Raw genomic sequence first — 12496 nt, forward strand, 5'->3', positions numbered from 1 at the left:
CGCAACTTTCTTTACGGTCAATCCTCCAGGTGTTAGATTGATCACGTTTCCAGCAATAATTTGCCCAATATCTTTATTATTAAGCGGCAAATGGCGGAAACAGGGTGCTTAACACTGGGACAATCAGGCGAAACGTCTTGTACCTCTACATTGAGACACTGAAACAGAGACTGGATGCGATTAACCAGCTGCGCGTCGATCGCGCACTGGCTGCTATGGGGCCTGCTTTCCAGCAAGTCTACAGTCTGCTGCCAACATTTTTGCACTACCACCATCCGCTGATGCCGGGCTACCTCGAAGGTAGCGTTCCGCATGGCGTTTGCCTCTTCACGCCCGATGAAAATCAACAGCAGCTGCTGCAGAGCTTAACAAGCGGTCAGCCGCTCGATCTTAGCAATGCCGTTGCTGGCGAACGCCCAATTACCGGTATTTATTCCATGGGCAGTACCTCGTCCGTTGGGCAAAACAGCATCTCCGATCTCGACATCTGGGTGTGCCATCAATCCTGGCTGGATAATGAAGAGCGCCTCAATCTGCAGCGCAAGTGTACGCTTCTGCAGAAATGGTGTGTGTCGATGGGTGTGGAAGTCAGCTTCTTCCTGATTGACGAGAACCGTTTCCGCCACAATGAAAGCGGCAGCCTCGGCGGTGAAGATTGCGGCTCTACCCAACATATTCTGCTGCTGGATGAGTTTTACCGTACCGCCGTGCGTATGGCGGGTAAACGCATCCTGTGGAACATGGTGCCTGGCGAAGAAGAGCACCATTACGACGATTACGTCATGTCACTCTATTCCCAGGGCGTGTTGACGCCAAATGAGTGGCTCGACCTTGGCGGCCTTGGCACGCTGTCGGCGGAGGAGTACTTCGGCGCCAGTTTGTGGCAGCTGTATAAAAGTATCGATTCTCCGTACAAAGCGGTGCTGAAAACCCTGCTGCTGGAAGCCTACAGCTGGGAATATCCCAATACGCAGCTCCTGTCGATGGATATCAAGCAGCGCCTGCATGATGGCGAAATTGTCTGCTTCGGACTCGATCCCTACTGCATGATGCTGGAACGCGTGACGCGCTATCTCACCAGCGTTGATGACATGGCGCGCCTCGATTTAGTGCGTCGATGTTTCTACTTAAAAGTGTGTGAAAAGCTCTCCAGCGAAGATCACCATCATCAGCGTACTGGCTGGCGTCGCGAGATTCTTTCGCAGCTGGTCAAAGAGTGGGGCTGGGATGAAGAGAAGCTGGCGGTACTGGATAACCGATCGCAGTGGAAAATAGAACGGGTACGCGAAGCGCACAATGAGCTGCTGGATGCGATGATGCAGAGTTATCGCAACCTGATCCGCTTTGCGCGTCGCAACAATTTAAGCGTCAGCGCCAGCCCGCAAGATATCGGCGTGCTGACGCGTAAACTGTATGCCGCGTTTGAGGCGCTGCCAGGTAAAGTCACGCTGGTTAACCCGCAAATTTCACCCGATCTCTCGGAAGAGAATCTCACCTTTATTCACGTCCCGGCGGGCCGCGCTAATCGCGCCGGCTGGTATCTGTACAACCAATCGCCGGACATGAGTTCAATCATCAGCCATCAGCCGCTGGAATATAACCGCTATCTGAACAAGCTGGTGGCGTGGGCGTGGTTTAACGGTTTGCTGACCAGCAAAACGCGCCTGCACATGAAAGGCAACGATCTGTGCGACCTACCGCGTCTGCAGGAACTGGTCAACGATGTATCGAGCCACTTCCCGTTGCGCGTACCGGCTCCAACGCCAAAAGCGCTGTATAGCCCGTGCGAAATACGTCATCTGGCGATTATCGTCAATCTGGAACACGATCCCACCTCGGCATTCCGCAATCAGGTGGTGCATTTTGATTTCCGTAAGCTGGATGTGTTCAGTTTCGGTCAGCAGCAGCAATGCCTGATTGGCAGTATCGATCTGCTGTATCGCAACTCCTGGAATGAAGTGCGTACGCTGCACTTCAACGGTGAGCAGGCGATGATTGAAGCGCTGAAAACCATTCTCGGCAAAATGCATCAGGATGCTGCACCGCCGGATACGGTGGAAGTGTTTTGCTACAGCCAGCATCTGCGCGGGTTGATCCGTACGCGCGTGCAGCAGCTGGTTTCGGAGTGTATTGAGCTGCGTCTGTCGAGCACGCGTCAGGAACCGGGCCGCTTCAAAGCGTTACGTATGGCGGGCCAAACCTGGGGCTTATTCTTCGAGCGCATGAGCGTGTCGGTGCAGAAGCTGGAAAACGCCGTCGAATTCTATGGCGCGATTTCCAATAACAAGCTGCACGGCTTGTCGATCAAAGTGGAGTCGAACCAAACGCCGCTGCCGCCGGTGGTTAACGGTTATGCCAGCGAAGGCATCATTCAGTTCTTCTTTGAAGACACCAATGACGATCGCGGCTTCAACATCTATATCCTCGATGAAACCAACCGCGTTGAGGTTTATCACCATTGCGAAGGCAGTAAAGAAGAGCTGGTACGTGATGTGAGTCGTTTCTACTCATCGTCACACGATCGCTTTACCTACGGCTCCAGCTTTATCAATTTCAACCTGCCGCAGTTCTACCAGATTGTGAATACAGGCGAGCGTTTCCAGGTGATTCCATTCCGCAGCCAAACGCTGACGCAGCTCTGCGCCACGCAGCCTGATAACGACAACGGCGACTTCCAGCCGCGCTACCAAATGCATTGATCCTGCCCGCGTTCGCGCGGCGGGATACGCTGTAACTCTGACCTGCTGCTGGATTTGCGGCTATTTCCTGTTGCTTTTACATCGTCAACTGCGATGATAAGCAACCATGGCTTAAGGACAGAAGAGCAGACAGAATGATACGAGTGATAAGTCAGCTGGGTATGGCGCTGGCACTGGTCAGCCTGGTAGGCTGTGGCCTAAAAGGACCGCTATATTTCCCGCCGAAAGATCAGCCTAACAAGCCTAATCAGCAGGTTACCGAGCAGCAGCAGAAAGCCGCTCAGGATGCTGATGTCGGCGGTTTGGTCACCAGCCAGCCTGGTTCGCAGGCGAACTAAACTCTATGAGTAATCCGGCGGAGCAGAAAATGCAGTTCTCAAAAATGCACGGTCTCGGCAACGACTTTATGGTTGTGGATGCTGTGACACAAAACGTCTTTTTTTCGCCGGAACTGATTCGCCGCCTGGCGGACAGAAATCTGGGGATCGGTTTTGATCAGCTGCTGATCGTCGAACCGCCTTACGATCCGGATCTCGATTTTCACTACCGCATTTTCAACGCCGATGGCAGCGAAGTCGCGCAGTGCGGCAATGGTGCGCGCTGTTTCGCACGTTTCGTGCGCCTGAAAGGATTGACCAACAAAAACGACATTCGCGTCAGTACCCAAACTGGCCGCATGGTGCTCAGCGTCACCAATGATGAGCTGGTGCGCGTCAATATGGGCCAGCCCAACTTCGAACCGCAAAGCGTACCGCTGCGGGCCAATAAAGCCGAGAACCTTTATTTGCAGCGCGTTGCCGAGCAAACCGTAATGTTTGGCGCAGTTTCGATGGGCAATCCCCATTGCGTAATTCAGGTGGAAAGCGTGAAAACCGCGCCGGTTGAAACGCTGGGTCCAGAACTGGAAAGCCACGAGCGCTTCCCGGAGCGCGTAAATGTCGGTTTTATGGAAGTGGTTAATCGTGAGCATATCCGCCTGCGCGTGTACGAACGTGGCGCGGGTGAAACGCAGGCTTGCGGTAGCGGCGCGTGTGCGGCGGTTGCCTGCGGCGTTCAGCAGGGCATTTTGGCGGAGAATGTGCGCGTCGATCTTCCCGGCGGAACGCTGCATATCACCTGGAAAGGGGAAGGGCAGCCGCTGTTTATGACCGGCCCAGCCACACACGTTTACGATGGGTTTATTCATCTATGAAAAATGTCGAAGAGCAAACCGCAAGTGAGGTTTTGCTGGACGATCAATCGGTAAGCGCATTTCTGCGTCAAAATCCCGATTTCTTTATTCGTAACGCGCGCCAGGTCGAACAGATGATGGTGCCGCATCCGGTACGCGGCAGCGTTTCGCTGGTGGAGTGGCATATGGCGCGTCAGCGCAACCACATCCAGCAGCTGGAAGAGGAGATCACGCTGCTGATGGAGCAGGCCACCGCCAACCATCAGCTGTTTGATCGCCTGCTGGCGTTGCAAGGCCATCTCGCCGCCGCTGACAGCCTGCAGGAGATGCTGACGCGTCTGCATCGCTGGGCGCGCGAACTCGGTTTGGCAGGTGCGCATGTGCGCCTGTTCAACGATAAATGGCACATCGGCGCACCCTCTGATTTCACCCAACTCGGCTTGTCTCGTCAGGCATTCGAACCGCTGCGTATTCAGCGCTTTGGCGATGAGCATCACTATCTTGGCAGTCTGAATGGCCCGGAATTGTTGCTGTTGTTACCGCAGGCTAAAGCGATTGGTTCGGTGGCGATGTCGTTGATGGGCGAGCGCGGCGAGCTGGGCATATTGATGTTCACCAGCCGCGATAATCAGCATTATCAGGCGGGCATGGGCACGCTGCTGCTGCAGCATCTGGCGCAAATGTTGCCGGATCTGCTGTCACGCTGGGTAGAGCGCGCATGAGTAGCGTCAGTACGCTGCTGCCTGCTGTGGATGACTTTCTGCGATATCTGAAGGTTGAACGCCAGCTCAGCCCGCTGACGCAAAAGAATTACCAACGGCAATTGCAGGCGATTATGGCAATGGCCGATGAAATGAAACTGGCGAGTTGGGCGCAGCTGGAGCCGGCGCAAGTGCGCACGCTGGCAGCGCGCAGCCGTCGCGGCGGTTTGGGCGCCAGCAGCCTGGCATTGCGCATGTCGGCGCTGCGCAGTTTTCTTGACTGGCAAGTCCATCAGGGCATGCTGAGCGCCAATCCCGCCAAAGGGATTTCCACGCCGCGCAATGCGCGCCACCTGCCGAAAAACATGGATGTCGACGAAGTTAACCAACTGCTGGAGATCGACCTTAACGATCCGCTGGCGGTGCGCGACCGTGCGATGCTGGAAACCATGTACGGTGGCGGATTGCGTCTCTCCGAGCTGGTCAATATGGATTGCCGCCATATAGATTTGGAAGCGGGCGAAGTGCGGGTGCTGGGTAAAGGCAGCAAAGAGCGCCGCGTACCGATTGGCGGCACGGCGGTGACGTGGATTCAGCACTGGTTACCGCTGCGCGATAGCTTCGCGCCGCAGGACGATGCGGTGTTTGTCTCCAGCCGCGGCAGCCGGATTTCAACGCGCAATGTGCAGAAGCGCTTTGCCGAATGGGGCATTAAGCAGGGCGTTGCCAGCCATATTCATCCGCATAAACTGCGCCACTCGTTTGCCACGCATTTGCTGGAATCGAGCGGCGATCTGCGCGCGGTGCAGGAACTGCTCGGCCACGCTAACCTGGCGACCACGCAAATCTACACCCATCTGGATTTCCAGCATCTGGCGACGGTTTATGATGCGGCCCATCCGCGTGCCAAACGAGGAAAGTCTTAATGAAGTTTTATCGTCCGCTCGGCCCGATCAAGGCGATCACCTTTGATCTCGACGACACGCTGTATGACAACCATCCCGTCATCCGCAAAACCACTGCCGAATCGCATGCTGCACTGCAGGCTTATCACCCGGCGCTACGTGAATTCACGCCGGCGGATTATCAGGCGTTGCGTAATGAGTTGCTGGCGCGCGAGCCGGAAATTTATCACGACGTGTCCGAATGGCGCCGCCGCTCGGTCGAGCTGGCGCTGCTCAATGTCGGCTTATCCGCAGCAGAGGCTAGCGCCGGTGCCAGCGACGTGATGAGTGTATTCCATCAGTGGCGCAGCGAAGTCACGATGCCAGATGAGACGCATCAAACGCTGACGTGGCTGGGCGAGCGCGTACCGCTGGTGGCGATCACTAACGGCAATGCCTGCCCGGAAAAGCTCGGCATCGATCACTACTTCCAGTTCGCGCTGCGAGCCGGTCCGCACGGCCGCGCCAAGCCGTGGCAGGATATGTATCACCTTGCCGCTGAGCGTTTAAACATCGCGCCCGAGCACATTCTGCACGTTGGCGACGATCTCACCACCGATGTTGCCGGTTCGCTACGTGCGGGCATGCAAGCCTGCTGGATCAATCTGCGTGAAGGCAATCTAATGAAAATTGGCGATGCGCGTCTGCTGCCGCACGTGGAAATTGATCGGTTGGCATCTTTAACCTCGCTGCTATAATAGCTGTAAATTTATCCAGTCGTATCCATCATCATTCAAGTTGGCGCTGCGTTGGCTGCGCGTGCTCACCCCGGTCACTTACTTATGTAAGCTCCCGGGGATTCACACACTTGCCGCCTTGCGGCAAGCTGAATGATTTTGGATACGTATCTTAATTCTTAAAACGGTGCTTATGGACGTTTCTGAACTGCTTGACGGCTTGAATGACAAACAGCGCGAGGCGGTCGCCGCACCGCGTAGCAATCTGCTGGTGCTGGCCGGAGCAGGCAGTGGCAAAACCCGCGTGCTGGTGCATCGTATCGCCTGGCTGTTGTCGGTAGAGAACTGCTCGCCCTATTCGATTATGGCGGTGACCTTTACCAACAAAGCAGCGGCGGAGATGCGCCACCGTATCGATCAGCTGATCGGCACCAGCCAGGGCGGCATGTGGATTGGTACCTTCCACGGCCTGGCGCACCGTTTACTGCGCGCGCATCACCTTGATGCCGGTCTGCCGCAGGATTTCCAGATTCTCGATAGCGACGATCAGTTACGTCTGCTCAAACGCCTGATCAAAGCGATGAACCTTGATGAGAAACAGTGGCCTGCGCGTCAGGGCATGTGGTACATCAACGGCAAAAAAGATGAAGGCCTGCGTCCCAAACATATCGAAAGCTACGGCAATCCGGTGGAGCAAACCTGGCTGCGCATCTATCAGGCGTATCAGGAAGCCTGCGATCGTGCCGGATTAGTCGATTTCGCCGAGCTGCTGCTGCGCGCCCATGAACTGTGGCTCAATAAGCCGCATATCCTGAACCATTACCGCGAGCGTTTCAGCAACGTGCTGGTGGATGAATTCCAGGATACCAACAACATTCAGTACGCGTGGATTCGTATGCTGGCAGGCGATACCGGCCGCGTGATCATTGTCGGCGATGACGATCAGTCGATTTACGGCTGGCGCGGTGCGCAGGTGGAGAACATCCAGCGCTTCCTGCAGGACTTCCCAGGCGCAGAAACCATTCGTTTGGAGCAGAACTATCGCTCGACCAATAACATTCTGAAAGCCGCTAACACGCTGATCGCCAACAACAATGGCCGCCTCGGTAAAGAGCTGTGGACCGACGGTAGCGACGGCGAAAAGATTTCGCTCTACTGCGCGTTCAATGAACTGGACGAAGCGCGCTTTGTGGTGAATCGCATCAAAAGCTGGCATGAGAACGGCAACGCGCTGCAGGATTGCGCCATTCTCTACCGCAGCAACGCCCAATCACGCGTGCTGGAAGAGGCGCTGCTGCAAGGCAGCATGCCGTATCGTATTTATGGCGGCATGCGCTTCTTCGAGCGTCAGGAGATCAAAGATGCGCTGGCCTATCTGCGTTTGATGGCCAATCGCAATGATGATGCGGCGTTCGAGCGAGTCGTGAATACGCCGGTGCGCGGCGTGGGCGATCGCACGCTAGACGTGGTACGCCAGACCGCGCGCGAACAGCAACTGACAATGTGGCAGGCAACGCGCGAGCTATTACAGAATAAAGCCTTGGCCGGACGCGCCGCATCGGCACTGCAACGCTTCTGCGAACTGGTGGATTCACTGGCCACAGAAACCGCCGAAATGCCGCTGCATGTGCAAACCGATCGCGTGATTAAAGACTCCGGTTTATGGATCATGTATGAGCAGGAGAAGGGCGAGAAAGGCCAGGCGCGTATCGAAAACCTTGAGGAACTGGTAACGGCAACGCGCCAGTTCAGCTATCAGGATGAAGACGAAGATCTCATGCCGCTGCAGGCCTTCCTGTCACATGCGGCGTTGGAAGCGGGCGAAGGCCAGGCCGACAAGTGGCAGGATGCGGTGCAATTGATGACCATGCACTCGGCAAAAGGGCTGGAGTTCAGTCAGGTATTTATCGTTGGCATGGAAGAGGGCATGTTCCCAAGCCAGATGTCGCTGGATGAAGGCGGGCGTCTGGAAGAGGAGCGCCGTCTGGCCTACGTTGGCGTGACGCGCGCGATGGTCAAACTGACGCTGACCTACGCCGAAACTCGCCGCCTTTATGGTAAGGAAGTGTATCACCGCCCCTCACGCTTCATCGGCGAGCTGCCGGAAGAGTGTGTGGAAGAGGTCCGTTTGCGCGCCAGCGTCAGTCGTCCGGTGAGTCATCAGCGCATGGGCACGCCGATCGCGCAAAATGACAGTGGCTTCACGCTCGGTCAGCGTGTGCGACATGCCAAGTTCGGCGAAGGCACCATTATTAACCTGGAAGGCAGCGGTGAACACAGCCGTCTGCAGGTAGCGTTTCAGGGTCAGGGAATCAAGTGGCTGGTGGCGGCTTACGCCCGTCTGGAAACGGTGTAGCGCGGTTGCGCTACCTTGACGACTTTTTCGTCTCAGCGTAACATGCGCGCACTATTATCATGAGAGGACAATGCCTTGGACGCGCCCAGTCGATGCTGGCTCAATCACCTGTTTAACAGGAACTCCTAAGGTCACCTCTTTTAGCTGGTAGCCTTAGCGGTTATCAGCGACCTCCCTTTTTACTCTCGTCGCATGAGTTAGCACTGATTTACCCTTGAAGCGAAAGTTTCCGTGTTCAGGCTTCGCCGTGCCCGCTATAAAAAAGTGGTTCACCGCCTTGTCCCATTCCAAAAAAATGGGGAGTTATTGCTATGCTGAGCGCATTTAAACTCGATCGTAATCGTCTGACGCGCATCGAGCTGGAAGAAGATAACGACAAACTCAACACCTCGGTGTGGGTCGATCTGATCGAACCCGACGACAGCGAACGCGATCGCGTGCAGTGTGAACTCGGCCAGAGTCTGGCGACGCGTCCGGAACTGGAAGACATCGAAGCCTCGGCGCGCTTCTTCGAAGACGAAGACGGCCTGCACATTCACTCCTTCTTCTTCTTTGAAGATGCCGAAGATCATGCCGGCAACTCCACCGTGGCATTTACCATTCGCGAAGATCGCCTGTACACGCTGCGTGAACGTGAACTGCCGGCGTTCCGCCTCTATCGCATGCGTGCGCGCAACCAGACGCTGACCGATGGTAACGCCTATGAACTGCTGCTCGATCTGTTCGAAACAAAAATCGAACAGCTGGCGGATGAGATCGAGAACATCTATAGCGCGCTGGAGAAACTCAGCCGGGTGATCATGGAAGGCCAGCAGGGCGAAGAGTACGACCAGGCGCTGTCGCGTTTGGCGGAGCTGGAAGATATCGGCTGGAAGGTGCGTTTGTGTCTGATGGATACGCAACGTGCGCTCAACTTCCTGGTGCGCAAGGCACGTCTGCCGAGCAATCAGCTGGAGCAGGCGCGTGAAATCCTGCGCGATATCGAATCACTGCTACCGCATAACGAATCGCTGTTCCAGAAGGTTAACTTCCTGATGCAGGCGGCGATGGGCTTCATCAACATCGAGCAGAACCGCATCATCAAGATCTTCTCGGTGGTTTCGGTGGTGTTCCTGCCGCCAACGCTGGTGGCATCAAGCTACGGTATGAACTTCGAGTTTATGCCTGAACTGAAATGGAGCTTTGGTTATCCGGGCGCAATCAGCCTGATGATCCTCGCCGGGCTGGCGCCGTACCTCTATTTCAAGCGCAAAAACTGGTTGTAACCTGCTGCACGCCTTGGTCGTCATGAATGACGACCCTACAAAATCGCTCCTGAAAACGTAGGGTCGCCATTTATGGCGACCGGAAAGCGCTTAGCAGTAGCCCATAAACTAGCGCTGTTCCCCATTTCTGCGTAACCTGTTGGTTCTGTTTTCTTTCTGATTCCACCCTATGGCGCGCTTCTCCCTGCGACTTCAGTGGACCATTCTGCTGATTGCATCGTTAGTACTGGGGATCATTCTCCAGCTGTTCCACCTTCCTGCGGCCTTGCTGCTTGGTCCGATGATCGTCGGTACCGTTATGGGCTTGTGCGGCGCTACCGTTCGCATTGATAAACGTTTCTTTGTGCTGGCACAGGCAGTGCTTGGCTGCATGATCGGCCAAAGCTTATCGCCAGGGATTCTCACGCCGCTAATCCAGGATTGGCCGGTGGTGCTGGCGGTGCTGGTGTTGACGTTAGCGGCCAGCGGCCTGTCGGGTTTTCTGCTGGTGCGCTTCAGTAATTTGCCGGGACCCACCGGCGCATGGGGATCGTCGCCCGGCGGCGCCTCAGCGATGGTGGCGATGGCCGGTGATTTCGGTGCGGATGTGCGGCTGGTCGCGTTTATGCAGTATTTGCGCGTGCTGTTTGTCGCGACGGCTGCGGCGGTGGTGGCGCGCATTGGCCTCGACTCCAGCGGTGGCGCGGCGGATCTGGTGTGGTTTCCCACACTGCAAAGTAGCTTCCTGTTAACGCTGGTGGTGATGTTTGCCGGTGCCTGGCTCGGGCAACGGTTACGCATTCCTTCGGGTGCATTGCTGCTACCGGCGCTGATTGGCGCGGTGCTGCACGGCACCGATGTGGCGACCTTGCAGGTGCCGGAATGGCTGCTGGCGCTGGCCTATGCGCTGATTGGCTGGAGCGTAGGATTGCGTTTTACCCGCCCGATCTTCCTGCTGGCGCTGCGCACCTTGCCACAAATGCTGGTGTCGATATTTGGCTTGATGCTGTTGTGCGGCGGATTAGCCTGGATGCTGACGCGCGTGCTGCATGTTGATCTGATGACCGCATATCTGGCAACCAGCCCGGGTGGGCTGGATACCGTCGCGATAATCGCTGCCGGCAGCCGGGTCGATATCGCTTTTGTCATGGCGCTACAGACACTGCGTCTGTTCACCATCTTGCTAACCGGCCCGGCGCTGGCGCGTTTTATTTCACGCTATGCGCACCCGCGAGCGAGCTGAAAACGCCACCGCATCAATAATAAACACGGCGAGTGCCAGCCAGATGAAGCCGAAGGTCACCATCTTGTCGGGTGTCAGGCTCTCGCCGTAGAAGATCACCGCCAGCAGGAACATCAGCGTCGGGCCAAGGTACTGGAAGAAACCCACGGTCGATAAGCGCAGACGCGCGCAGGCTGCCGCAAACAGCATCAGCGGAATGGTGGTAATGATTCCCGCTGCGATCAGCTTGAGATTGAGGCTCATGGCGTTAGCACTGAGATGGCTGGTGGCGCTGTCGGCGAAGCCAAACAGATAAATTGCCGCCAGCGGAAACAGCCACAGCGTCTCGATCAGCATGCCGCTCTGCGCATCCACCTGAATCTTTTTGCGTACCAAGCCGTACAAGGCAAAGCTAAATGCCAGGCCAAGACCGATAATCGGCAGCGAACCGAATTGCCACAGCTGCACCAACACGCCGGTTGTCGCCAGCAACACCGCCAGCCACTGCAAACGACGGAAGCGCTCGCGCAGAAACAGCATGCCAAACACCACGTTAATCAGCGGGTTGATAAAGTATCCAAGACTCGCCTCCAGCATATGCTGATTGTTTACCGCCCAGATAAACAGCAGCCAGTTGCCGCCAATGGTTACAGCGGTCAGCGCCAGTAGCAGCACTTTTTTCGGCTGAGCCAGCACGCTGCGCACCTGCGTCCAGCTGCGGCTTAAGGTGATCAGCAGCAGCATAAACAGCGCTGACCAAATCACGCGATGCGTCATGATTTCGGTGGCAGGAACTTCTTTAACCAGTTTGAAGTAAGCCGGTGCGATGCCCCAAATGAAGTAAGCGCCAAGCGCGTAGCCGATACCCTGGCGAGTTTGTTGCGTATCCATCATCACATCCAAAAGGTGGCAATCAGCCAATCATATAAGTCGCGGTAGCGGTAGCGATGTAATCGCCTTGCTGGTTATGTAATTCCACGCGCGCTACGGCGACTTTATTGCCGCCGCGCAGTAGGCTGCTGGTGGCGATAAAGCGCTCACCGCGGCCGGGACGCAGATAATCCACCCGCATATCAATGGTGCCCATGCGTGAAAGGCGCTGGCGCAGCTCTTCTTCGGTAATACTCTCCTGGCGCGTCAGCGCATAGCTGACGCACACCAGCCCGGCGGCTACATCCAGCACCGAGGCAATCACGCCGCCGTGCAAAATTTGCTGCGCCGCATTGCCCACCAGCATGGTTTTATTGGCAAAGCCCAGTTCGGCATAATCCGCTTCCAGTCGATCCAGCTCTAATCCGAGCGCCTGATTGAAGGGCATGTGATAAACAAAAATTTCGCCAATCAGACGGCGCGCTTCCTGCTGTGTCAGCAACGGGGATGACATAATTCCTGCCTTAAAATGTTAACGAGTTGTGTATATTATGCCGCGTTCGAGCCGCTTTCCAGTTTCGGAAATCGGCGCTGATCAACCGCTGAATTTGC

The 12496-nt window shown here is 56.1% G+C and carries 11 protein-coding genes; 9 read left to right on the top strand and 2 right to left on the bottom strand.

Annotation, left to right across the window (positions count from 1 at the left end; genetic code table 11):
* The first annotated feature begins 137 nt into the window (after window positions 1–137).
* The 9 genes from WH298_RS10475 (at window position 138) to WH298_RS10515 (ending at window position 11035) form a co-directional block, all read left to right on the top strand.
* Window positions 138–2699: a class I adenylate cyclase gene (locus WH298_RS10475; protein WP_036621210.1), complete on the top strand. Its 2562-nt coding sequence runs from the start codon at window positions 138–140 to the stop codon at window positions 2697–2699.
* 134 nt (window positions 2700–2833) lie between these two features.
* The gene (gene lptM, locus WH298_RS10480; protein WP_009127837.1) at window positions 2834–3037 is read left to right on the top strand and encodes an LPS translocon maturation chaperone LptM; all 204 of its coding nucleotides are present in this window, start codon (window positions 2834–2836) and stop codon (window positions 3035–3037) included.
* A 29-nt stretch (window positions 3038–3066) separates the two neighbouring features.
* Window positions 3067–3891 (top strand): diaminopimelate epimerase, encoded by an 825-nt coding sequence (dapF, locus tag WH298_RS10485; protein WP_180822821.1) that lies wholly within the window; start codon window positions 3067–3069, stop codon window positions 3889–3891.
* On the top strand, window positions 3888–4592 hold the full coding sequence (locus WH298_RS10490; RefSeq protein WP_009127841.1) for a DUF484 domain-containing protein: 705 nt from the start codon (window positions 3888–3890) through the stop codon (window positions 4590–4592). The genes dapF and WH298_RS10490 overlap by 4 nt, the downstream gene beginning before the upstream one ends.
* A complete protein-coding gene (xerC, locus tag WH298_RS10495) occupies window positions 4589–5497 on the top strand; it encodes a tyrosine recombinase XerC (protein WP_180822822.1) in 909 nt (302 codons plus the stop codon). The genes WH298_RS10490 and xerC overlap by 4 nt, the downstream gene beginning before the upstream one ends.
* On the top strand, window positions 5497–6213 hold the full coding sequence (gene yigB / locus WH298_RS10500) for a 5-amino-6-(5-phospho-D-ribitylamino)uracil phosphatase YigB (RefSeq protein WP_009127845.1): 717 nt from the start codon (window positions 5497–5499) through the stop codon (window positions 6211–6213). Before xerC ends, yigB begins: the two co-directional genes overlap by 1 nt.
* Window positions 6214–6385: 172 nt before the next feature.
* Complete coding sequence (gene uvrD, locus WH298_RS10505; protein ID WP_049852314.1) at window positions 6386–8548, top strand: DNA helicase II; 2163 nt, start codon at window positions 6386–6388, stop codon at window positions 8546–8548.
* A gap of 311 nt (window positions 8549–8859) precedes the next feature.
* Window positions 8860–9813: a magnesium/cobalt transporter CorA gene (corA, locus tag WH298_RS10510; protein ID WP_009127850.1), complete on the top strand. Its 954-nt coding sequence runs from the start codon at window positions 8860–8862 to the stop codon at window positions 9811–9813.
* 169 nt (window positions 9814–9982) lie between these two features.
* On the top strand, window positions 9983–11035 hold the full coding sequence (locus WH298_RS10515) for an AbrB family transcriptional regulator (RefSeq protein ID WP_180822823.1): 1053 nt from the start codon (window positions 9983–9985) through the stop codon (window positions 11033–11035).
* On the opposite strand, the gene rarD is transcribed toward WH298_RS10515, so the two are convergent.
* Window positions 11006–11905 (bottom strand): EamA family transporter RarD, encoded by a 900-nt coding sequence (gene rarD, locus WH298_RS10520; protein WP_049852315.1) that lies wholly within the window; start codon window positions 11903–11905, stop codon window positions 11006–11008. The genes WH298_RS10515 and rarD overlap by 30 nt on opposite strands.
* Before the next feature lie 22 nt (window positions 11906–11927).
* Entirely contained in the window at window positions 11928–12398 is a 471-nt protein-coding gene (locus WH298_RS10525) for a thioesterase family protein (RefSeq protein WP_008105780.1), read from the bottom strand.
* Window positions 12399–12496 lie beyond the last annotated feature (98 nt).

Origin of the sequence: Pantoea nemavictus (genome assembly GCF_037479095.1) — a bacterium.
Lineage (GTDB): Bacteria > Pseudomonadota > Gammaproteobacteria > Enterobacterales > Enterobacteriaceae > Pantoea > Pantoea nemavictus.